Source organism: Bacillus sp. B1-b2 (assembly GCF_009183415.1).
Taxonomy (GTDB): domain Bacteria; phylum Bacillota; class Bacilli; order Bacillales; family Cytobacillaceae; genus Niallia.
In genome coordinates, this window is the sequence record NZ_WEHU01000007.1 from 79,217 (window position 1) to 102,009 (window position 22,793).

At 32.6% G+C, this 22,793-nt stretch carries 22 protein-coding genes; 4 read left to right on the top strand and 18 right to left on the bottom strand.

Annotated elements, in window-relative coordinates:
• Positions 1-8 precede the first annotated feature (8 nt).
• The 3 genes from F9279_RS08690 to F9279_RS08700 form a co-directional block, all read right to left on the bottom strand.
• Entirely contained in the window at positions 9-737 is a 729-nt protein-coding gene (locus F9279_RS08690) for an MBL fold metallo-hydrolase (RefSeq protein WP_016204420.1), read from the bottom strand.
• Between the two features lie 19 nt (positions 738-756).
• Complete coding sequence (locus F9279_RS08695; RefSeq protein ID WP_016204421.1) at positions 757-1,410, bottom strand: ArsR/SmtB family transcription factor; 654 nt, start codon at positions 1,408-1,410, stop codon at positions 757-759.
• 437 nt (positions 1,411-1,847) lie between these two features.
• Positions 1,848-2,423, bottom strand: coding sequence for a recombinase family protein (locus F9279_RS08700; RefSeq protein WP_016204422.1), 576 nt, complete (start codon positions 2,421-2,423; stop codon positions 1,848-1,850).
• A 147-nt stretch (positions 2,424-2,570) separates the two neighbouring features.
• Here F9279_RS08700 and F9279_RS08705 point away from each other — a divergent pair, with 147 nt between their 5' ends.
• Entirely contained in the window at positions 2,571-5,537 is a 2,967-nt protein-coding gene (locus F9279_RS08705) for a Tn3 family transposase (protein ID WP_152112362.1), read from the top strand.
• Positions 5,538-5,660: 123 nt separating this feature from the next.
• On the opposite strand, the gene F9279_RS08710 is transcribed toward F9279_RS08705, so the two are convergent.
• From F9279_RS08710 to F9279_RS08770, 13 genes are all read right to left on the bottom strand, one after another.
• The gene (locus tag F9279_RS08710; protein WP_016204921.1) at positions 5,661-5,945 is read right to left on the bottom strand and encodes a hypothetical protein; all 285 of its coding nucleotides are present in this window, start codon (positions 5,943-5,945) and stop codon (positions 5,661-5,663) included.
• Positions 5,946-6,713: 768 nt separating this feature from the next.
• Positions 6,714-7,046 (bottom strand): hypothetical protein, encoded by a 333-nt coding sequence (locus tag F9279_RS08715; RefSeq protein ID WP_016204923.1) that lies wholly within the window; start codon positions 7,044-7,046, stop codon positions 6,714-6,716.
• 394 nt (positions 7,047-7,440) lie between these two features.
• Positions 7,441-8,907 (bottom strand): hypothetical protein, encoded by a 1,467-nt coding sequence (locus F9279_RS08720; RefSeq protein WP_109769258.1) that lies wholly within the window; start codon positions 8,905-8,907, stop codon positions 7,441-7,443.
• A gap of 72 nt (positions 8,908-8,979) precedes the next feature.
• Positions 8,980-9,591 carry a hypothetical protein gene (locus F9279_RS08725; RefSeq protein WP_047945082.1) on the bottom strand — a complete coding sequence of 204 codons (612 nt, stop codon included), beginning with the start codon at positions 9,589-9,591 and terminating at the stop codon, positions 8,980-8,982.
• A gap of 59 nt (positions 9,592-9,650) precedes the next feature.
• Positions 9,651-10,472 carry an alpha/beta fold hydrolase gene (locus tag F9279_RS08730; protein WP_047945083.1) on the bottom strand — a complete coding sequence of 274 codons (822 nt, stop codon included), beginning with the start codon at positions 10,470-10,472 and terminating at the stop codon, positions 9,651-9,653.
• A gap of 410 nt (positions 10,473-10,882) precedes the next feature.
• Positions 10,883-12,526, bottom strand: coding sequence for an FAD-dependent oxidoreductase (locus tag F9279_RS08735; protein WP_016204927.1), 1,644 nt, complete (start codon positions 12,524-12,526; stop codon positions 10,883-10,885).
• A gap of 60 nt (positions 12,527-12,586) precedes the next feature.
• A complete protein-coding gene (locus F9279_RS08740; protein WP_016204928.1) occupies positions 12,587-13,885 on the bottom strand; it encodes an arsenic transporter in 1,299 nt (432 codons plus the stop codon).
• 15 nt (positions 13,886-13,900) lie between these two features.
• A complete protein-coding gene (locus F9279_RS08745; RefSeq protein ID WP_016204929.1) occupies positions 13,901-14,230 on the bottom strand; it encodes an ArsR/SmtB family transcription factor in 330 nt (109 codons plus the stop codon).
• A gap of 167 nt (positions 14,231-14,397) precedes the next feature.
• Positions 14,398-14,736 carry an ArsR/SmtB family transcription factor gene (locus F9279_RS08750; protein WP_016204930.1) on the bottom strand — a complete coding sequence of 113 codons (339 nt, stop codon included), beginning with the start codon at positions 14,734-14,736 and terminating at the stop codon, positions 14,398-14,400.
• A 113-nt stretch (positions 14,737-14,849) separates the two neighbouring features.
• The gene (locus tag F9279_RS08755) at positions 14,850-15,059 is read right to left on the bottom strand and encodes a hypothetical protein (RefSeq protein ID WP_016204931.1); all 210 of its coding nucleotides are present in this window, start codon (positions 15,057-15,059) and stop codon (positions 14,850-14,852) included.
• Between the two features lie 22 nt (positions 15,060-15,081).
• A complete protein-coding gene (locus tag F9279_RS08760; RefSeq protein WP_109769256.1) occupies positions 15,082-16,452 on the bottom strand; it encodes an NAD(P)-binding domain-containing protein in 1,371 nt (456 codons plus the stop codon).
• A 1-nt stretch (position 16,453) separates the two neighbouring features.
• A complete protein-coding gene (locus F9279_RS08765; protein ID WP_016204933.1) occupies positions 16,454-16,981 on the bottom strand; it encodes an arsinothricin resistance N-acetyltransferase ArsN1 family A in 528 nt (175 codons plus the stop codon).
• Between the two features lie 69 nt (positions 16,982-17,050).
• A complete protein-coding gene (locus F9279_RS08770; RefSeq protein WP_016204934.1) occupies positions 17,051-17,509 on the bottom strand; it encodes a MarR family winged helix-turn-helix transcriptional regulator in 459 nt (152 codons plus the stop codon).
• A gap of 273 nt (positions 17,510-17,782) precedes the next feature.
• Between F9279_RS08770 and rnjA the strand changes: the two genes are divergently transcribed.
• The 3 genes from rnjA (at position 17,783) to F9279_RS08785 (ending at position 21,746) form a co-directional block, all read left to right on the top strand.
• Positions 17,783-19,453 (top strand): ribonuclease J1, encoded by a 1,671-nt coding sequence (gene rnjA / locus F9279_RS08775; RefSeq protein WP_047945031.1) that lies wholly within the window; start codon positions 17,783-17,785, stop codon positions 19,451-19,453.
• A gap of 301 nt (positions 19,454-19,754) precedes the next feature.
• The gene (locus tag F9279_RS08780; protein ID WP_016204937.1) at positions 19,755-20,297 is read left to right on the top strand and encodes a recombinase family protein; all 543 of its coding nucleotides are present in this window, start codon (positions 19,755-19,757) and stop codon (positions 20,295-20,297) included.
• Between the two features lie 174 nt (positions 20,298-20,471).
• Entirely contained in the window at positions 20,472-21,746 is a 1,275-nt protein-coding gene (locus tag F9279_RS08785; protein ID WP_016204938.1) for an MFS transporter, read from the top strand.
• A gap of 33 nt (positions 21,747-21,779) precedes the next feature.
• Here the strand turns inward: F9279_RS08785 and F9279_RS08790 are convergent, their stop codons facing one another.
• Positions 21,780-22,199 carry a universal stress protein gene (locus tag F9279_RS08790; protein ID WP_016204939.1) on the bottom strand — a complete coding sequence of 140 codons (420 nt, stop codon included), beginning with the start codon at positions 22,197-22,199 and terminating at the stop codon, positions 21,780-21,782.
• A gap of 166 nt (positions 22,200-22,365) precedes the next feature.
• Positions 22,366-22,785, bottom strand: coding sequence for a universal stress protein (locus tag F9279_RS08795; protein WP_016204940.1), 420 nt, complete (start codon positions 22,783-22,785; stop codon positions 22,366-22,368).
• Positions 22,786-22,793 lie beyond the last annotated feature (8 nt).

The window sequence follows — 22,793 nt, forward strand, 5'->3', positions numbered from 1 at the left end:
CCACTTTATTATTTTCCTTGATTTGTTTTTCTCATCTCTTTAAAACCTTCTGGTTGTGGTGGTACGTTCGTTGTCATAAAATCAACAAATTCCTTCTCGTTATCAAATCTCATTGCTTCATTGTGACGTTTTTCAAATCCAATGGTTGAAGAAGGTTTCCCACTTAAACCACGTCCACAAACTGATCCTGAAAACGCTCCAGGATAAATTTCAACATGGTCTTCTAATTGAGTGATCTTTTTTAAGCTTTGATACAAATCTTTTGCCCCTTCTTCAATAGATACAGCCAATTCAGTTCTACCTGCATCTCCAACCATTAACGTATGACCTGTTAAGACAAACCAAGGTTCATCAGCTCGACGTTTATCAGAAACCACGATAGAAATGTGCTCTGGTGTATGACCTGGGGTATGCAAGAACTTTAATAGTGTATTTCCAGCTAATAATTCATCCCCGTCTTCTACTGGAGTAAAGTTAAAGCTTGTTTCTGCTGAAGAATGAAGGACATATTTTGCACCTGTTTTCTCAGCTAATTTTCTTGCACCTGATACATGGTCAGCATGAAGATGTGTATCAATTACATAAACAATATTCATGCCTAACTTTTCAGCTTCTTCTACATAAAAATCAACTTGATCTTCTAGTGGGTCTACCACCACTCCTTGTGATTGACTTCCACACCCAAAAAAATATGATGCTGCTACTGGATTAGTGTGTAAATATTGACGAAATAACATTTTTAATTCCTCCTTAAAATTAATGAATATAATCAGATTGTTTCCACTCATGAACCCCTTCTTCCATGCGATAAGCTTCGTATCCAAGGGAGTTTAATGTTTCTACTGCTTGTGTTGCAAAAGCACAATAAGGTCCACGACAATAAGCAATTATTTTTTTATCTTTTGGAAGAGAAGAAATATGCTCCTCTAGATCTTCAACAGGTATCGATAGAGCTCCCGTAATATGTTGATTTTTATATTCATCTTCTGGTCTAACATCAATTAGAACAGCCTCACCATTTTGTATCTCTTTCAACATATCTTTAAGATGAACCATTTTAATCCTTTCATCTCTTCCTATATAACCTTTTCTTACGTGTGTAATATCACTAAACTGCATTTCGGCTAAATTTTTAATCGAATGCAGGAGTTCAATTACGTTATCATCTGTTAAAGAGTAGAATACAAAGTTTTTATCCTTACTAAATTTAACTAATCTAGCCTCTAGTAGTGCCTGAAGGTGTTTTGATGTATTTGCTACAGACATCTTTGCTTCTTTGGATAACCTCTCCACTGTTTTTGGTCCTTGAGATAAATAATCTAATAACTCAAAGCGCTTAGGACTAGATAGAGCTTTACTAATTCGAGCAAATTGACTGTAAACAAGATCTTTAAATTCTCTAGGTTCCATATAATCACCTCTAATCTATTCAACTTATTGATTGAATAGTTGAATTGTATAATATATGATTTAATTTGTAAAGTGGTTTGCTAAGTGGAAAAATATAGTTTGAAAAATTTAATGTATTTTATTATTAACCAAGCTGAGAAGATTAAATGATATATAAAGTTAATAATGAAACTAGGAAGGATATGCTTTAGCCAAAATGTTTGCTGCAATCGTTAGATTTTCCGAAGAGGTATAGGGTCTTTTTATTTATAAAAAAACACCGCAAACCACGGTGGAAAAAGAAAAACCATTAATAATGGATAGCTGTTTATCTCTTTTTATTTCTGCTATCTTTCTTGCAATAACTTAATTTAAGACATTATTTATTGCGCAGTATTTAGTCTACTACGTAATTAGAGATACTCCACAATCGGGGCCTTATATGGAATAAGGAGTGACTAATTGTTCACTTCTGACAGCTTTCTATATAATGAAGCCCTAGATACATTTGTAATTTCACAAATTTGATTTACAGTCATATTTCCTTCTTTATATAGCTTTACTGCATAATTCATTCCTGCGTGATTTTTATGATATTTCTTTAACCGTCCTTTAAACTTCCCTTCTTTCTTTGCGAGCTCAATTCCTTCACGCTGACGCAAACGAATAAGGTCTCGCTCTAATTGGTTAACACCAGCCATTACCGTAATTAAGAATTGGCTGTATGGATTATCTTCTGATAAATCTAGCCATGTATCCTTAAGTGATTTTAAGCTTGCCTTTTTATTTCGTATTAAATCAATCAATTCAAATAAATCTTGCGTACTTCGAGTGATCCGAGTTAAATCTGTAACATAAATAACGTCACCTTCCTGTAAATCCTCTAACATTTTTTGAAGTTGTTCACGATCCTTTGTGGCTCCTGAAATTTTTTCTTCATAAATAATATCCATTCCAATTTCGTTCAATTGCTGAAATTGCCTTGAAGGATTTTGGCTAGTCGAACTGACGCGTATATAACCGATTTTCTGCAAAATTTCACCTCGTTTTTGAGACAAGTCTTATGAGACACTCTTAACTATGATTTTATCAGTCTACTATACTTGTATCAATAGAGTACACTCTATTGATATATAATTAAACTAATTAACTGAAAAATTACAGAAATGGGATGAGACTATATGAAAATTGCGAGAGGTAGAGAATTACTTACACCAGATCAGAGACTTGCTTTAATGCAAATCCCTGAAGATGAATGGGTATTGGGAACCTACTACACTTTTTCCAAACGAGATTTAGAAATTATAAATAGGCGAAGGAGAGAAGAAAATCGTTTAGGGTTCGCAGTTCAATTGGCCGTTCTTCGGTATCCCGGATGGCCATACACTCATATCAAAAGCATCCCAGATTCCGTCATACATTATATATCGAAACAAATCGGTGCCACACCATCCACGATTAGTCTTTATCCTCAAAGAGAAAATACACTTTGGGATCATTTGAAAGAAATTCGAAGTGAATACGACTTTGTAACTTTTACTCTAAAAGAATATCGAATGACATTTAAGCATCTTCATCAAGTAGCTTTGGAAAATGGTGATGCCATACATTTACTACATGAATGCATAGATTTTCTAAGAAGAAATAAAATCATATTACCTGCTTTCACCACACTTGAGAGAATGGTGTGGGAGGCAAGGGCGATGGCTGAAAAGAAGCTATTTAACATGGTTAATCAATCTCTAACAAAAAAGCAAAAAGAAAAGCTGGAAGAGGTCATTACTTCGCAGCATCCATCCGAATCCAATAAAACGATATTGGGTTGGTTAAAGGAACCACCAGGTCATCCTTCACCCGAAACATTTCTAAAAGTAATAGAACGACTCGAATACATACGAGGAATGGAGTTAGAAACGGTACAAATTAGTCATTTGCATCGCAATCGCCTGTTACAGCTATCTCGCTTAGGTTCAAGATATGAGCCTTATGCATTCCGTGACTTTCAAGAAAATAAACGATATTCGATATTAACCGTCTATTTATTACATCTTACTCAGGAGTTAACGGATAAGGCATTTGAAATTCATGACAGACAAATACTAAGTCTGTTATCAAAAGGCCGTAAGGCGCAAGAAGAAATTCAGAAACAAAACGGTAAAAAGCTAAATGAGAAGGTAATACACTTTACGAACATCGGACAGGCTTTAATCAAAGCAAAAAAGGATAAACTAGATGTTTTTGAGGTTTTGGAATCTGTTATTGAATGGAATTCTTTTGTTTCTTCTGTAGAAGAAGCTCAGGAGCTTGCACGTCCTGCTGACTATGATTATTTAGACTTACTGCAAAAACGCTTTTATTCACTTAGAAAATATACGCCGACGCTATTAAGAGTATTAGACTTTCATTCTACAAAGGCAAATGAGCCACTTTTACAAGCTGTAGAGATTATCCGAGGAATGAATGAATCTGGAAAGCGAAAAGTACCTGATGACTCACCAGTGGATTTTATTTCAAAACGTTGGAAAAGGCATTTATACGAGGATGATGGTACAACAATTAATCGTCATTACTATGAAATGGCTGTTTTAACGGAACTTCGGGAGCATGTTCGGGCAGGAGATGTTTCCATTGTTGGTAGCAGGCAATATAGAGATTTTGAGGAATATTTATTTTCAGAAGATACATGGAATGAAGCGAAGGAGAATACGAGATTATCAGTTAGTTTATCATTCGAAGATTATATGACGGAGAGAACCAAAAGTCTTAATGAAAGGTTAAAGTGGTTAGCTGCCAATTCCGTTAAGTTGGACGGAGTTTCTCTTGAAAAAGGAAAGATATCAATTGCACGCTTGGAAAAAGATGTTCCGGAAGAAGCAAAAAAATTTAGTGCGAGCCTGTATCAGATGCTCCCAAGAATAAAATTAACCGATTTACTCATGGATGTTGCTTATATAACAGGATTTCATGAACAATTCACTCATGCTTCCAATAATCGAAAACCGGATAAAGAAGAAACGATTATTATTATGGCAGCCCTTTTAGGAATGGGAATGAATATTGGTTTGAGTAAGATGGCTGAAGCAACACCCGGACTTACATATAAGCAACTAGCCAATGTATCTCAATGGCGCATGTATGAAGATGCCATGAATAAAGCACAAGCCATATTAGTAAATTTTCATCATAAATTACAATTGTCTTCCTATTGGGGCGACGGTACAACATCCTCATCGGATGGTATGAGAATGCAGCTAGGTGTTTCATCACTACATGCAGATGCAAATCCACATTATGGAACCGGAAAAGGAGCAACCATCTATCGTTTTACTAGTGATCAATTCTCTTCTTACTACACCAAGATTATTCATACTAATTCAAGGGATGCGATTCATGTTTTAGATGGTTTGTTGCACCATGAGACGGATCTAAACATAGAAGAGCATTATACAGACACAGCCGGTTATACAGACCAAATATTTGGACTGACTCATTTATTAGGATTTAATTTTGCTCCAAGAATAAGAGATTTATCAGATTCGAAATTATTTACAATAGATAAAGCAAGTGAATATCCAAAATTAGAAGCCATTTTACGTGGACAAATAAATACAAAGGTCATTAAAGAAAATTATGAGGATGTTTTGCGATTAGCTCATTCTATACGAGAAGGAACAGTTTCAGCATCCCTTATTATGGGGAAATTAGGTTCTTATTCAAGACAAAACAGCCTAGCTACAGCCTTACGTGAGATGGGACGAATAGAAAAAACTATCTTTATTCTTAATTATATTTCAGATGAATCTTTAAGAAGAAAAATACAAAGAGGATTGAATAAAGGAGAATCTATGAATGGACTGGCACGAGCTATTTTCTTCGGAAAGCAAGGAGAGCTTAGGGAACGAACCATACAGCATCAATTGCAAAGAGCCAGTGCCTTAAACATAATCATCAATGCCATCAGTATCTGGAATACTTTACATCTAACAAAAGCAGTTGAATATCAAAAACGGTCAGATAGTTTAAATGAAGAATTATTGCACCATATGTCACCTCTAGGTTGGGAACATATTAATTTATTAGGAGAATACCATTTTAATTCCGATAAAAAAGTTTCGTTAGATTCTTTAAGACCATTGAAACTTTCTTAACGTTGTTAAAAATAGAGAATTCGTCAGGAAAATAGGCTTATCGTTGTAAATCCGCATTTTCCTGACGCTACCCCAAAGAGTGGGAATCTTTCTAACACAGTCCAGTTAAACGGATCTTTTATTCTAAAAGAACTCTAAACCTATCATTAAATGATAGAGTGGACTAAAGAGATCTGATTCAACAAGTTCTTTCATATGGTCAAAATGAATTTGTAATTCTTCCATTTCGCTGAGAAGAATTTCGTTATTTGAACTTCCTTCTAAGATGACCTTAATATAAAGAACATCTGAAGATAATTCATCAAGAATTTGCTTATCATACAACTTTTTTAAAAGTTGATCTTCCTTTCTTCTGTTTACCTCATTTAAGAAATTTTCTAATTGGTTAATTACTTCTTTTTTCTTCATTTTATTATCTCCTTTCACTTTGAACTTTCTAAGTAAATAGATTACTTCGTTCGTGACTTTATTATAGTTAACTGTCCTTTATATATAACCGGAAAATGTTCGAGTAATTTCAGCCCTATAATTAGATACTTGCAATCTTAACTTCTATTAGGACAAACGGTTAATATTAAACATCTAAAGAGTTATAGGGAAAAAGTGAAGAGAGTGTACCAAAAATTAAACTTTTTTTGAATAAATTGTGAACTAGTAGGATTATATACTTATGAAATAGAAAGATTAATATGAAAGGAGGGATATAATTGAACGACTATGATTTGTTACTCCATCTAAAAAACCAATATGATGCAACCAATACTTCCACCGACCTCAAAAACCTCATCGATACCTTCTTAGAATATTTTCCAATCGAATAACATATAATAGTTCATCTATTTGTTTTGAATTAACATTAATATGCAGCTTTACTAAAAAAAGAGGAAGACAAAGATGTAGGATTGTTACTTGAAGAAAGAAAAAGATTATTAATTAAAGAACCTTGTTCAACAATAGAAAACACAAGGAATAAAAAGGAATTTCAATTTCTTATTAATAAGTTTTTATCTAAGAAATTATCTTTGGTTGTTATGATAGTTCTACACTTAATAAATAATGTACTTTATTTATTAAGTGTAGAAAATAAAATACATTTTCTAAATATTAAAAATCTCTCGGTTGAATAATGTACCTATCAAGCCGAGAGATTTTTGAATGCCATTTTAATTGTTACATTTAACTAATTTTGATATCTGAAAGTGAATCAACTATGTCTTCATGAAGAATATTGACCTTGAAGTATTCTCTTAATTTACATAAGAATACGTTTAAATTATATTTATATCTTATTTGTATTTTGGTAATACCCGATTCAGGTAAATATTCATGTCCTTTATAACTTCCACCTACTATAAAGAGAGTGATTGTATCACCTTTATAGTCTTGTCCGTTAAAACTAGGTAAGATGGTTAGCGTTTTATTTCCTATATAAGCGGCTGCAACATCTATTGCTGCTTCCGTTGGAGTTACTTTCACTTTAGTATTATTAAAAATGCTATATACTGGCATATTAAGGTCCACCTTTTAAATTTTTTAGATTATAACTTCTTTATACTTATACTAAATTCCATCAATATGTTATTTTTCATAATCTTTCGGAATGCAATCTTGCTAAAGCGCCTATTTTTTTATTGTTTTCTTCATAATTATCAGGAACGGTCATTTTAATAGATAAATACTAATTATTTTTTCATATTTAATCGGAAAAAATATTTTGTTTTCTATTAGAAATAATATATTAGCTACAGAACTACAAAGAATATAAAGGTGGCTATGCAGGAGGAAGAGCAACTTTTGGGGCAAAAATAATTCAAAAAAGCTACACAAATGATAAAATAATCAAAATGTGTAACTTTAAATTTGGGTGTAAATTTTAGGATTTTAATTAACTCTCTATATAATACTAATCAACCCAATTTATTGATTTCAAGTCTTGCTCTAGCCATTTATAAATAATGTCAGTTATTGGTGTATCCTCGAATATATCTAATACTTGACCAGTACGAGTCACACTTAACCACATACAATCATCTCGACGATATTCTTTAATTTTTTTACCAATTTCATAGATAATATTATCATCAAGATGAAAATCATCTGAATCTTCTTTTGTAAATTGGATATCTAAAATAAAATCTTTATAATCTGATGGCAAAGGTTCTAAGTGCCAATTTAATCCCGGACCCGCAGAGAATCCATCTGTTTCTTTAGGTGCTTGTAAATCTCCTTTTAGAGTAAAAGGATAAAGTACAAACTTCCTTAACCTATTTTTTAATAATGGGAAGAATGTTTCAACAATCTCTTTATATCCAATAATCACTTCTTTATAAATTTTTACAGTTCTTATATATAGCTGTTCATCGGAGTAGGCACTCCATACCCAATTGTCTTTAGGATTTTCAATATCCTCCCCAGGTATCGGACATTCTACAACATTAATACCTTTAATCTCTAAATTTGCAATGTAATCCTTATACAATGACATTGGAACTCGTTTTTTATTTACATTTATATCTGAAATATTCTGATATTCTTTTTCAATTCTAGATTTTATTTCATTTATACTGATACTTTTGGTGTATAAAGAGCCTTTCCTGACTATTTTTAAGGAAGTGCTCCACATTAATTCTTTATAAATTATCTCTGTACAGATGGGCAATGCCTTATTTTTAATTATTTTTGTTAATTTACCCCTTAATTCCTCGAATGTCCATCTCCAATACCAACTTGATCTATCACCTGGTCTAGCTCCTTTATAACTTAGCCAGTCATATTCAATCTTATTTCCATCTAGGATATTGATTTCAGGCAGTTTTTTTCTTCCCCTATACCAAGATATATATAACCATTCGTCATCTTTCATTATTCCAATAGGTAGGATAGTTCGATTCATATCCACTGGTGCAATAATATCAGCTAAGATGCCTAAAGATTTTATCCAAGAACTCATGGTCATTCTAATTTTTTCTCCACATTCTTGTGTTGATAAAGAGGTTATATCATTATGAATTCCCCATTTTTTTATACTTTCCTCTATTAGTACTGAAGCAAAACCTGGTACCTTTTCTACAATTTCGCGAAGAATATTGTCAATAGTATCCTCCTTAAATATGGTAATTAGAATAATAAGAGGATATTTCCAGTAATCTAAAGTACCCTTTTCAATTATGTGATTAATATTTATCATATTTTCGGATAACGACTTAGCAGCAAACCATTGATTCAATATCGGAAGAACAAATGATATGTAACCATTTTCTTCAATAATCAAACCACTGTTTAAGAGACTCCTAACTTCGACAATGTCACCTATTTCAGTCTTTTTAACAGGAACATTTCCACTGCTAGTACTTATCATAGCTAAATTCATTAGTAACTGATTTGTATTTGATTCATTTATTTCTACATTTTTAAAGGCGTTTTCTATTAAGTATGCTAGTAGTTAGCCACTGGTATTTGGGATTATATTATTTGTTTTTCTTAAATATAATCCAAGTAAAATCGCGAAAAGAGGACGTTGAATTACTACTTCTATGTCTTTAGGTAGATTGTAAAAATGATAAAGTTTTTGCTGATTATTGATAAAATTTACTATCTCTAATGCTTCATCTTCATTCAAACCTTTCATTCTTATCTTTTCAGAGATATTAGCAAAAATACTTAATGGTCTGCTTGTAAGGATTATGCAGAGATTATCCCATCTTTCAATAGCAATACGCATATTTTCTAATATATTTGATGCGATTGATACTGATACTTCATCCATTCCATCTACTATAATCCAGTATCTTTTTGATTTATCAAGAACTATTTTTTCTAGATACTTTTGAACGTCAATGTCTAATTGTGCTGCATTTATACTTATCGGAATAGGAAAATCAAATTCATTCTCTGCTCTTAATAACAAATCTAAATAAATCTTATCAATAGCAAAAGATTTACCTAGTCCAAACTCACCTTCTATTACTACTAATCGTTTTTCGTCAGTTGGCTTTAAATATTCAAAATTATAGTGTTTATTCTCTAAAAAATATAAAGCTTGTTCTTTATCCAAACCATTTGCCTTAAGTCGTGAAATAGATTTTGCTAAAGTTAGCTTTCTTTGCTCATCTATTATTTTTTTTTTAATACAATATCTCTTTCAAAAATCTCATTTACTGCTTCACTAACATGTCTGTAACTTATAGAACTATGATTTTCTACTTTTAAGATCCCACTATGATCTCCTGGAAGAGGAATTCCTCCTGTCCATTTCGATCTGACAATATGTGGAATGGCGCTGTTTTCTGGCACAATAGTATCCTCTGTTCCAAAGAAAAATTTAAAATCTAAATTAATTGTTTCTAAATGCTTTTGCCATAATCTTATCGTTTCATCTAAAAAACTGCTATTAGGCTCTAAAGATGGAATTTGAGCATGCTTGTTTATACTCTTTATTAATTGATTATATAAAGCAAATGAAGAACCATTATATGGTGTAGCTAAACTAATCATACCTTTTACATTATGAGTTTGATTATGTTCAAGTTCCTCGAGAATATATCTTATAGCTACTAATCCACCCATACTATGACCGATTAATAATACATTTTTATATTGCTTAATTTTTTTCGAGTCAATTTCTCTTTTTAATTCCCTAGCCAAAGTTTCAATAGTAGTAAAAGGACCTTTTCCAACAGAAAAACTTTTAAATTTACCTAGTTTAAGTTTTTTAATTCCCATTAGAGCCAATAATCCGTTTGCTAAATGGAATGTATCATAAGTTATTTCCGCTACATCTACATTTTTAAATGTATCATCAGTTAAAAATAGATCTATCCATGAAATACCATCCTGTTTCCATGTATTATCAGATGCACCAAGTCCATGTATCAGTACGATTAAATTATCATTTTTTATATCATTTTTTTTATGTAACAATAAATTTAACGCCAATTCAAATCCCTCATTTATCCATATATAACAAAATGTTAACACTCATAGTCAATTATACCAAGATATGCTTCATCATTCATTACAATAAGCGAAATACATTGAAACTTCGCTATCTTTCAAAATTACTAACTTTCACCATCTCTTTATCTTTTGAAACAAGATTGTAAGTTTGATTAGAGTTCATTATATCAATTTCTATCTGGAACGAAAAAATCATAATAATCACCTTGTATAATTATTCTGCTCCCATAGCGACATAAGGAAGAGAAGTTCCAATAATTCAAGGGAAGCACTCATTTGTTTAAGTACATTTTTTTACAAGCTCTTCTTCTTAACTTAGTATTGGATATATAACACTTTTGCAAAAAAAGACCCCAAGTACTCTACACCCGAGGTCTAAATGTTAATTATTATTTGTTCTTCATATAATTTTGGTAATTCTTATTTCCACCAGAAAGATTATATATATCATTAAACCCTAAGTTACGCAAAACATTTTGTGCAGCATTCCCAGTGACTCCACCATTACAGTAAGTTACGGTTGGTAAGTTACGATCAAGCTCTCTACTTTTCACACGTAATTCACCTAGTGGTATATTTATTGCACTCTCCACTTTTGATACATTATGTTGTTTTGGTGCTCTGGTATCAATTACTTGAAGAGCTTCTCCTTTTTCTATTCTCTCCGTTAGTTCCTTTGGTGTAATTAGCTTATTTTTCTTTTCAATAGCATTTTGCAGAGCCATTCCAGTGTACATTACTGGATCTTTTGTTGTACTGAATGGAGGTGCATAGGCAAGATCTAGATGGAATAAATCTTCTGCTTTTGCTTTAAACGTCATTGCTGTTACAAATACATCAATCCGTTTATCTACACCTTCTTCTCCAACTATTTGTACACCTAATATTCTGCCAGTTTCTCTATCAGCAATTGCTTTAATAACTAATTCTTTTCCTCCGAGGTACTCTGCTCTAGCCGGTTTAATATTATGAAGTATTTCGATATCATAGCCTTCTTCTAATGCTTCTACTTCATTCATACCTGTTTGACCAACAGCCAAATCAAATACTCTTAAGATACCAGTACCTAAAATACCTCGGTGTTCTAAAGAACCTCCCGTTATTACATCTCCAGCTATTCTTCCCATTTTATTAGCTGTACTTCCTAATGGACGATAGATAGGTTTTCCTGTAATAACGGAGTAGCTTTCAGCAACATCACCAACAGCATAAACATCAGGAAGGTTAGTCTGCATTTTGGAGTTAACTGCAATAGCTCCAGTACTACCAATTTCAACACCGATTTCCTTAGCCAATTGTGTATTTGGACGAACACCCGTAGCTAATATAACAATATCCGTTTCAATAGCTTTTCCTGATTTAGTTTGTACTTCCTTCTTGCTTATCGCAGTTACCTCATCATTTAAGATGAGATTGACTCCTTTTTTAACTAAGTGTTCTTCCACTCGTGAAGCGATATCTTTATCCATATGTGCCATTACATGATTACTACGTTGTACGATTGTTACCTCTAAACCTCTATGAGTAAGCTGTTCTGCCATTTCTAATCCAATATAGCCAGCTCCTATGATGGTTGCTTTCTTTGGTTGGTTTGCTTTCATATATTGATCAATAGCTGCTGTATTTTGTATCGTACGAACTTGGAAAACATGCTCTCCATCTACTCCATCAATATCAGGTTTAATTGGAGAAGCCCCTGTTGCAAAAACCAATACATCATAAGAGTCTTCTTTTATTTCATTTGTATCTAAGTTCTTCACTTGAACTTTCTTCTGCTCGGCATCAATTGTAGTTACTTCATGACGAGTAAAAATATCTACGTTATATCGCTTTTTAAACCAAGCAGCACTTCTTGGAGTTAATGTTTCCAGATTTTCTACTTCTCCACCTAGAAAATAAGGAATACCGCATATGGAATAAGAAATGTCATAGTCTGCATTATATAGAGTGATTTCCGCATTTTCATCGTTCCTACGTGCCTTTGCTGCTACAGATGTTCCTGCTGCTACAGATCCTATAATTAGTACTTTCATATTTATATCCTCCAAAATTAGTATCAATATTACTCTGTATAATTAACAATTCCCGTTCATTTATGAAAGAATGGAAAGCCACAGATATAAGCCGATTAGAGTTATCAAAAGGGTTGGAATAGTTAAGACAATACCTGTTTTAAAATAAGTTCCCCATGATATTTTTACACCTTTTTGAGATAAAACATGGAGCCATAACAACGTTGCTAATGAACCAATTGGTGTAATCTTAGGACCTAAATCAGATCCAATAACATTGGCATAAATTAACCCTTCTTTTATTACTCCTGTAGCATTTGTATCTGCAATTGCTAATGCATCAATAAGTACAGTTGGCATATTATTCATTATGGACGATATGATTGCTGCAATGAATCCCATTCCCATGGTTGCAACAAACAATCCTTGGTCTGCAGCTGCTTGAATAACACTAGATAGCAGGTCTGTTAAACCTACATTACGCAATCCATAAATTACGACATACATTCCAATAGAGAAGAATACAATTGCCCACGGAGCACCCTTTACTACTTTCTTAATAGATACAGCAGCGCTTCTTCTTGCAAATACAAGGAAAATAATCGCAATTACACCTGCTATGATTGAGACTGGAATAGACAGGAATTCACTCACGAAATAGCCAATAAGTAAAACAGCTAAAATCATCCAAGATAAACGAAACATCTTTAAATCTTTTATTGCTTCTTGTGGTACTTTTAATTGATTTAAATCATAAACCTTTGGAATTCTTTTACGGAAATATAAGTACAACACCAGGATACTTGCTATTAAAGAAAAAATATTTGGCACAATCATTCTGGATGCATATTCTACAAATCCGATATCAAAGAAATCAGCAGAAACAATGTTGACCAAATTACTAACAACTAAAGGTAATGATGTAGTGTCTGCTATAAAACCACTTGCAATGATAAACGGAAAAACCATTTTCTCGTCTAACTTTAAAGCTCTAACCATCGCTAAAACGATTGGTGTTAAAATTAGTGCTGCCCCATCGTTTGCAAAAAACGCTGCAACAATAGCACCTAAAATAGCAACGTAAACAAACATCTTGAGTCCATTACCACCAGCAACTCTTGCCATATGTAAAGCTGCCCATTCAAAAAATCCTATTTCATCTAAGATTAAAGAAATAATAATGATTGCGACAAATGCAAGTGTTGCATTCCAAACAATTCCAGTTACGTCAATGACATCATTGAAATCAACTACACCAACAAGAAGAGCTAATATTGCCCCGCCACATGCTGACCAACCAATCGAAAGATTTTTCGGTTGCCAGATAACTAATGTCAGTGTTACTAAAAAGATAATTATTGCTAATATAGTTTGTAACAAAGCTGTTAACCTCCATTAATTACATATAATTCTTAAACCCTTTTCCTCTAGCCATAGTAATTTTTCTCTCTGACTTGGAACATGTTTTAATAACTCTTTAACTAATACGTAGTATTCACTTGTTGTGTTTAAAGAATAAACCACCCACTGACCTTTTCTTTGTTCTTTAACAATTCCAAGATCTCGCATCTTCCGTAAATGCTGGCTAATAGAAGGTTGTGACATATTAAAAAGTTCAACAAATTCACAGACACAACACTCCTGTTCATCCAACATGCTTACCATAGATAATCTTGTTTTATCTCCTAAAAGCTTTAATACATTTGCAGTATCCTTTATATCCATTACAGTTGCCAGATTTATTTACCTCCCTTAGTATCTTCAAAAAAAAATGGTACTCATGTAACCAATCAAAGATATTAATGAAGAACTCATTTGCGTATATAATTATATGCTTATATGTTAATTATAAAAAAAGTTAATGTCAACCACATTAACCCTTATTATTTTATTTATTCACAAGAAATACGCATTCCGTTTTCCTCAAGCCAAATAAATTTTTCATTTTGATTTGGAATGTAATTTAAAATGTTTTTAATCATAGGGAAATATTGATTTCCTTGCTCTAGAGAATAGATAACCCATTTGCCTTTTCTTTGCTCTTTAACCAGACCAGCATCTTTTAATTTTCTCAAATGTTGACTTATAGCTGGCTGTGACATTTGAAACACATCCACAAATTCACATACACAGCAGTCATTTATCATTAGCATTCCCATTATGGATAACCTTGTCTTATCACCTAGTAGTTTCAAAATATTCGCAATAGTATCTATTTGTTCAATAGTCATGTATAATCATCCGTTCCATTTGAATTACCTTTATACTAAATGGAGTAGTCATAGTATGCAAGAAAATAAGAGTTAGTTAAACTCTTATTTTCTCTTTTCAATAGTATATTTAATTAATGAGCTATTTCCTTCTCTAATTCGCAATAAGCTCGAATGAAATTACTATAGGATATAGATCCAAGTGTATTTTCTTTATTGCTAAATAATCTTGCAAAAGCCTTCTCTCTTGCTAATTCAATGGAAACTTCCAAACTATTCATGATTAATTTCAAGTAAGCTTTAAAATAATCTTTACTTAGATTGCCACCTTTATTTATAACCATATATAACCCTCACTCTTAATTATTAGGAGCAACACGAATTCGTCTCACAACTATTATTAGGTGTAATATTAGAGAAACTCACGCTACAAACCCCTGTCTCAGGTAAATCTAGCTCTACTTTTTCAGAAGATTCTATATCTCCTGCCATAAATGCTGCTATTGAACGTACCTGTTCATATCCTGTAGCCATTAAGAAGGTTGGAGCTCGACCATAGCTTTTAGATCCAACAATATATAGATTCTTCTCAGGCTGCCTCAATTCTTTTTCACCATGTGGACGAACTGTTCCACAGCTATGCAAATTAGGATCAATTAAAGGAGAAATTGCCTCTACACTTTCAGTAGCAAAATCAACTTTTGTACGTAATTCATTTAAAAAAGAGTAACTAGGTCGATTTCCTGTATTGACAATAACTTCATCAATCGATTCAATTTCCAGCTTTACACCGTTCACTTCTCCTATAATATTTAGCGTTGAGGTATTATTCCTTTTTATCAACTGATCTACTCTAAAGGAAGTGTGTACTTGAACGATCCCTTTATCCACCAATCCATGAATCCTGCTGCCTAATAATCCTCTTGCTTCTAAGGCATCCTTTTCCTCTCCACCATATGCATCCTCTACCCGTTCTTTGCGGATAATCCATATAATTTCTGTTTTAGGGTTCTTTTCCTTTAAAATCCCTAATTCTAATAAAGCATTAATGGCAGAGTGACCGCTTCCTATAACTGCTACTTTCTTATTTTTGTAGCGGTTTATACTTTCTCCCAAGATATCAGGTAACCCATAAAAAATGTTGTCCTTCAGGGATTTTTCTGATTCTAACCAAACTCCATTGGAGTTAGCTGGATTAGGATTTCCCCATGTACCAGTAGCATCAATGACAGCTCTTGACTCAAGAACTTGAATAGTCCCTTTATACTCTGTATAAATAACAAATGGGACATTCTCTCTGTTAGCTGTCTTCATTTTATCGGTATTTTTTTTGGCTATAGAAATGACTTTTGTATTTAAAGCTATTACTTCTTGTAATTCTGGAATCTTTGATAAAGGGATTAAATAATTTTCCACGAGTTCTTTACCAGTAGGTATTTCCTCAAGATTCGGTTGTTCCCATCCATCTCTCTCTAATAAAGTAGATGCTGCTTTATCGATGTTGTATTTCCATTGTGAGAATAGTTTTATATGCTTCCAAGTAAGGATGTTTGCTCCCACTTCTGTTCCAGCTTCTAGAACAATCACTTTTTGCTTATATTGAATCAAATGAGCTGCAGCAGCTAAACCTACAGGACCTGCCCCAATAATAGCAATAGGTAGTTCTTTACTGATAGTTGTATTTTCTTGAGTTTCATCCGATGGCTGACAGCAAGATGATAAGATAAAATCAGACATATTAATTACTCTCCTTTGTATTTAACAAATAGTAATCTTGATCAAAAAGCAACTTTTCCATTATCATTACATCTACAAATTTGCCTCTTAATCTTCCTTGATTTTTAAATAATCCAACCTCCCTATAGTTTAGTTTTCGGTATAAACCTTGGCCTAAAGTATTTATAGGAAATGTAGAGAGCACTAGTTTGTAGAAATCCTGTGATTTTGCTTCTTCTTCTAAGACATGTAATAGTTGCTGTCCTAGTCCTTGGCCCCTAAATCCCCTATGTATATATATGGATATTTCTCCTACGCAATCATAAGCAGCCCTACTATTGTATGGGTTAATCGAAGCCCACCCCATAATTTCTCCTTGTTCATTGGTTGCTACGAAAGCACAATATCTTCCATTATGAAGATTAAAACAATTGTAAATATAGTTTTCGTCTTTAGATTCTTCTTCAAAGCTGGCTATTCCATCTTCAATTCCTTGATTATAAATCTCTAATATAGCCGATAAATCCCTTTTCTCTACTTTCCTAATCATTTTTCCATCCCCTTAATTGACTTTTTCATTAATTGACTTTATCAACTATATTGTTTAATGAAGGCCACCTTATTTGGTGGCACAACTACCTAACCCATTATTTTTGTTCATTGCAACCAATAGCAAACTTAGACTTTCTAAAACCTGTTGATGCTTATCTTCCTGTATGTGCTCGAAAATATTACCGAGATACTCCATCATTTGATTGGAAATTTCATCTGCTTTCGATTCCCCTTCATCTGTAAGTGACAAAAGGACATATCTTCTATCATTAGGGTCTGGAACTCTTGAGATGAAGTGAAGCTCAACCAATTTATTAACCTGACGACTTAAAAGTCCTGTATCCATGATTAACTTTTCTGCCAATGTCTGTAGAGATATATTCGGACTCTTACTTAACTCATAGACAATGTGACTTTGCGATACTGTAATTCCACAACAGTCAGAACCATCTTTCTGAAGAAGTCCAAAGTCCCTTACCAACTGTTGTAACAACTCACGTATTTGAATTTTATCCTGGGTTTTCATATATTATCGCCTCTACACTAAATGATAACGTCATTAATTGATATTGTCAAATGTTAAACTTCCTAATTCTTATGAGACATAAGAAACAGTTTCAAAAAGGTTCCTTTTTAGGTCTACAAATGATAGACTATGCTTAATAATGGTATGAAAGATGAAGATAAAATATTTATATCAAAAGTAATTCTTCGAAATTTAGAAAAATCATTAATAAAATCTAGATATATATCGATATTAATTTCTCTTATCGAATTTTAATTTAGAAGGAGTTAGAATATGAATAGTTTACAATATAGCAGCAAAACAAAAATATTTGCTTTAGGTGGTCTAGGAGAAATCGGAAAAAACATGTATGTAATCGAGTACAATGATGAAATTATAATTGTAGATGCTGGATTTAAATTTCCTGAATCCGAATTATTAGGTATAGACTATGTTATACCTGATTATACGTACTTGGAGAAAAACAAAGACAAAATTAAAGGTTTATTTATTACACATGGACACGAAGATCATATAGGTGGAGTTCCTTTTTTATTTAAGCGTATAAAAGTACCTATTTATGCAGGGGCTCTAGCAACAGCATTAATTCAGAGTAAGTTAGAGGAACATAAAACAGGTTATGTAGAAATGATACATATTTCAGATGATATTGATGTTCAATTTGACAATATAAAAGTAAGATTTTTCCGAACAACACATAGCATTCCAGATTCTTTCGGCGTAGTAATCACCACACCTGATGGAAATATTGTGCATACAGGTGATTTTAAATTTGATTTTACACCAATGGGGATAGAAGCCAACCTTCACAAAATAGCAGAAATTGGTCGAGAAGGAGTTTTATGTTTATTATCTGATAGTACAAATAGTGAAGTACCCGGTTTTTCAATGTCTGAAAAAAAAGTTGGAGAATCGATTAAAGAGATATTCGAAGCAACACAATCTCGTATTTTATTTGCGACATTTGCATCAAACATTCATAGAATACAACAAGTAGTTGAAGCTTCTATTCGTTATAAGCGGAAAATCGCTATCGTTGGAAGAAGTATGGAAAAAACAATTCAGATAGGAAAAAACCTAGGTTATATACAGGCTCCTGAAGATATATTTGTTGAAATCAGTCAAATTAATTATCTTCCAACTCATGAAGTAACTATTATATGTACAGGAAGTCAAGGAGAACCTATGGCTGCATTGTCGAGAATAGCAAATGGTAATCATCGACAAATTCATATTGTCAAAGGTGACACAGTTGTTTTTTCTTCCTCTCCTATTCCTGGGAATATTATAAGTGTTAATCGGACAATTAATCAATTATTCCGAGTAGGTGCAAATGTTATACACCATAAAATTAGTGATATTCATACATCTGGTCATGGTACCCAAGAAGAACAAAAATTAATGATATCACTAATAAAGCCCAAATACTTCATGCCCATTCATGGAGAATACCGAATGTTAAAAAAACACGTAGAATTAGCTGTTGATTGGGGTGTTTCACTAGAAAATTGCTTTGTTATGGATAATGGTCAAGTACTAGAAATCTCTGAAGATGAAGCACGAATTAACAGTAAAACAATACCTTCCCAAGGTGTCTATGTTGATGGAAGCGGTATAGGTGATATAGGAAATATTGTATTACGTGATCGCAAAATTTTATCCGAAGAAGGAATTATCATCATAAGTCTAAGTATGGATAGTAAAAAAAAGCAGTTAGTATCTCCACCTGCAATAGTTACAAGAGGATTCGTTTATATGCGTGGGTCTGAAGAACTTATGAGAACAATAGAAAAAGTGGTAAATGAATGTGTATCCACACTACTCAAACAAGATATATTAAATTGGGGGAAAATTAAACAAGAGATTGTGGAAGTTCTTAGTCCATTCTTATATGCTGAAACTGGACGTCGACCAATGTTACTACCCATTATTATAGAAGTGTAAGAATACAATATTTTCTTTTATAAAAATTGTCACAGAAACTAACAAAGGGTTTCTTTTTTCAACTACTTTAAGAAACCTTTTTATATAAAGTAATAATTAGAGATGCACTGTTAAGCTAAGCCAATTATCCTCCTGATAAATAAAAATATGAAAAAATTATTATCTATCATAGTTGATTGATTTACCTTGTGTCCAATTAAACTTAATAAAAACATTATCTCTAATAAGAGGAAAATCATAGGAAGTACAATAAAAAAATATGTTATTATAGTTTGGTCACAACACCATCAGGAGGATAAATATGTTATATGGCTACGCTAGACCAACACAAGAAGATCTTACTTGCAAAAAACAAATAACTCAATTAGAAGCAATAAATTGCACATCTATCATTTTAGAAGACCATTCCTCAGCCAAAAAAAGAATAAAATTAATAGAATTAATAAACTCTCTTTCAAGTGAGGACAAAATTGTTATTACTAAATTTTTCGCACTTGCTGATTCCACCCGTCATCTTCTGGAAATAATGGAGAAAGTTCAGAAAAAGAACGCATTTTTGCAGTCGTTACATGAAAATGTCGATACTAGCATAACAAAACACTATGAATTTACTGGGATACTAAATCATTTAGTTGAATTCCAAACAGACTTGATTAGTGAAAAAACCAAAGAAGGATTATTTGAAGCAAAAAAAAATGGAAAAGCACCTGGAAGACCAAAAAAGCCAGATAAAAATGTTAAACTTGCCATGTCAATGTACAAAAGTGGAAAATTCAGTCTTGCCCAAATAAAGGAACATACCGGAATCAGTAAAACTACTCTGTATCGATATCTAGAAAAATAATACTTCATCAGTGTTTTACAAATCTCCAATTAATTACTAGTGAAACTAAATCATTACTTAGTGTAGCTATTCTCCACTATAATTCATCACTTTAGAGGTTGGCTCCTTAATACAAGAATTATTTTAGATAGCCATCTTCTCATCTTTTTAATCAAAAGGAGTGTAGTTAATACTATGAATAAAAGGAAGAGGAATACTTCTATATTTTACGGTTGGTTTATTGTTTTTATAGCAGGTTTAGGTACATTTTTTTCAGGGCCTGGTCAAACCTATTCAAATTCGACATTCATTGAGGAATACATAAAAAGTTTTGGGTGGAATAGAACCGAAATATCCAGTCTATATTCCATCGCTACTTTATGCTCTGGATTTCTGATAATGTTTATGGGAAAGTTTATGGATCGCTTTGGTTATCGTAGAATGCTCGGAATAGTAAGTGTCTTGTTTTCATTAGCTTGTTTTTTCAATAGTTTTGTTACCAATATTTGGATGTTAGGAATTGGTTTTTTCTTGATTAGGTTCTTGGGTCAAGGAAGTATGACGTTAATTCCTAATACCATAGTGCCACAATGGTTTATAAAAAAACGAGGAAGAGCAATGAGTTTTATGGCTATAGGAAGCTTTTCAAGTGCTGCTTTTTTTCCTATTGCAAATACGTGGTTAATTGATAAGTGGGACTGGCAAACAACCTGGCAAATATGGGGAGTCGCATTACTAATTATTTTCACACCCCTTGCTATAATAGGAGTGAGAAATAGGCCTGAGGATATTGGAGCCTTGCCAGATGGTATTACAGAAAAATTCAAGAATAAATCTCATAATAAAATATCCCATTCTTATTTAGTGATGGATTGGACCTTAAAAGAAGCTATGCAAACTAAAGCTTTTTGGGCAATTTTAGTTTGCGTGGGAATCCCTGCACTTGTAAATACAGCTATTACATTCCATCTCTTATCCATATTTCAAGAACAGCACCTGTCCCCGCAGTTAGCAGCTAGTGTTTTAAGCCTGATGGCATTAGTTGGATTCCCAATTTCATTTTTGTCAGGTTTTATACTAGAAAAAATACAAACAAAAATCCTTTTGATGGGGATATTCTTAACAGAGATTACATTCCTCATTCTGTTAATAAATGTAAAAAGCATTTGGATTGGAATTATTTTTGGAATATTATGGGGAGCAAGCAATGGAATAGAAAGAATTACACTCAATATTATATGGTCTGATTATTTCGGAAGAAAATACCTAGGGAGTATAAACGGGATTGCTATGATGGTTATGGTTGTAGGTTCTGCAATTGGTCCATTGCCACTAGGAATAGGATATGATTATTTTCACAGTTATATAGAAAGCTTATTATTTTTACTGTTATTTCCGATTCTTGGAATATTTGGAGCAATCCTTGCAAAAAAACCTCAGAAAGTAACAATAGCAAAAAGAGCTAATTAGAGGAGGTTTTAACCTTCTTTCTAATTAGCAAGTTTATTTTACAATTAATACTGGACAGTTAGCTCTTTTAGTTACTTTATGACTTACACTACCTAAAACAAATTCCTGTAGGACGTTTAATCCTCTGCTTCCCATTATTGCAAGATCTGTACCCTTGTTATTAATGTAGTCTACTAAAACTTGACCTGGTTCTCCCTTTAATATAACAACTTCATAATTGAGCCCCGATTCTTTCACTAACTTTTCCACTTCTGAAATTTTCCCTCTATTTTTATCAACAAATTCAGAGCTATTCCAATTATGAAGGGTCTCAGTCTTTGCCTTTGAAGGATCACTTACCATAACGATTTCTACTTTAGATTCTGAGCAACAGTTAGCAATATAAATTGCGTTTAATGCAGCTCTTTTTGAGTGTACGGAACCATCGGTTGCTAATAAGATATTTCTATACATTTTCATTCCTCCCAACTAAGCAAGCGCTTACATATATAATATAACTTTTTATATAAAACGGGAACTTAATTTATGTTATTTTTATTTTATTTTCAATTAAACTCATTCATTTCCATTTTCCTCAAAAATAAAACCCACTTTTTTTAAAGTGGGTTTTATAATACAATTATTTTACTATCAATACTGGGCAATTGGCTCTTTTAACCACCTTATGGCTGACGCTGCCTAGTACCATTTCTTGTAGAGTGTTAAGTCCTCTGCTTCCGATTACAACCATATCAAACTTTTTTTTATTAGCATGTTCTACTATAGCTGGTCCAGGGTCTCCGTGTAATAATTCAAAACTAAAATCAATATTATTGGCATTTAATAACTCTTCAAAAGGCAATAATTTTTTCTTGCGAGATAACTCCAATTCCTCCTTATTATGAGCGTGTAAAACCTCATCTTTTGATTTGGAAAAATCCACAACATAAACTAATTTTATTGTACTTTCTTCACTTAAAGAAGCAATTTTCATTGCTTCCTCTGTTGCTCTTTTAGAATGTTCTGATCCATCAATGGCTAATAGTATTTTTTTATACATTATACACT

Excerpts from the sequence above, each read along its gene's own strand:
- F9279_RS08695 (WP_016204421.1), bottom strand. The coding sequence starts at position 1,410 with ATGGAACCTAGAGAATTTAAAGATCTTGTTTACAGTCAATTTGCTCGA.
- F9279_RS08760 (WP_109769256.1), bottom strand. The coding sequence starts at position 16,452 with ATGTCTGATTTTATCTTATCATCTTGCTGTCAGCCATCGGATGAAACT.
- F9279_RS08720 (WP_109769258.1), bottom strand. The coding sequence starts at position 8,907 with ATGAATTTAGCTATGATAAGTACTAGCAGTGGAAATGTTCCTGTTAAA.
- F9279_RS08795 (WP_016204940.1), bottom strand. The coding sequence starts at position 22,785 with ATGTATAAAAAAATACTATTAGCCATTGATGGATCAGAACATTCTAAA.
- rnjA (WP_047945031.1), top strand. The coding sequence starts at position 17,783 with ATGAATAGTTTACAATATAGCAGCAAAACAAAAATATTTGCTTTAGGT.
- F9279_RS08735 (WP_016204927.1), bottom strand. The coding sequence starts at position 12,526 with ATGAAAGTACTAATTATAGGATCTGTAGCAGCAGGAACATCTGTAGCA.
- F9279_RS08790 (WP_016204939.1), bottom strand. The coding sequence starts at position 22,199 with ATGTATAGAAATATCTTATTAGCAACCGATGGTTCCGTACACTCAAAA.
- F9279_RS08765 (WP_016204933.1), bottom strand. The coding sequence starts at position 16,981 with ATGATTAGGAAAGTAGAGAAAAGGGATTTATCGGCTATATTAGAGATT.
- F9279_RS08710 (WP_016204921.1), bottom strand. The coding sequence starts at position 5,945 with ATGAAGAAAAAAGAAGTAATTAACCAATTAGAAAATTTCTTAAATGAG.
- F9279_RS08755 (WP_016204931.1), bottom strand. The coding sequence starts at position 15,059 with ATGGTTATAAATAAAGGTGGCAATCTAAGTAAAGATTATTTTAAAGCT.
- F9279_RS08705 (WP_152112362.1), top strand. The coding sequence starts at position 2,571 with ATGAAAATTGCGAGAGGTAGAGAATTACTTACACCAGATCAGAGACTT.
- F9279_RS08690 (WP_016204420.1), bottom strand. The coding sequence starts at position 737 with ATGTTATTTCGTCAATATTTACACACTAATCCAGTAGCAGCATCATAT.
- F9279_RS08770 (WP_016204934.1), bottom strand. The coding sequence starts at position 17,509 with ATGAAAACCCAGGATAAAATTCAAATACGTGAGTTGTTACAACAGTTG.
- F9279_RS08780 (WP_016204937.1), top strand. The coding sequence starts at position 19,755 with ATGTTATATGGCTACGCTAGACCAACACAAGAAGATCTTACTTGCAAA.
- F9279_RS08715 (WP_016204923.1), bottom strand. The coding sequence starts at position 7,046 with ATGCCAGTATATAGCATTTTTAATAATACTAAAGTGAAAGTAACTCCA.
- F9279_RS08750 (WP_016204930.1), bottom strand. The coding sequence starts at position 14,736 with ATGACTATTGAACAAATAGATACTATTGCGAATATTTTGAAACTACTA.
- F9279_RS08785 (WP_016204938.1), top strand. The coding sequence starts at position 20,472 with ATGAATAAAAGGAAGAGGAATACTTCTATATTTTACGGTTGGTTTATT.
- F9279_RS08745 (WP_016204929.1), bottom strand. The coding sequence starts at position 14,230 with ATGGATATAAAGGATACTGCAAATGTATTAAAGCTTTTAGGAGATAAA.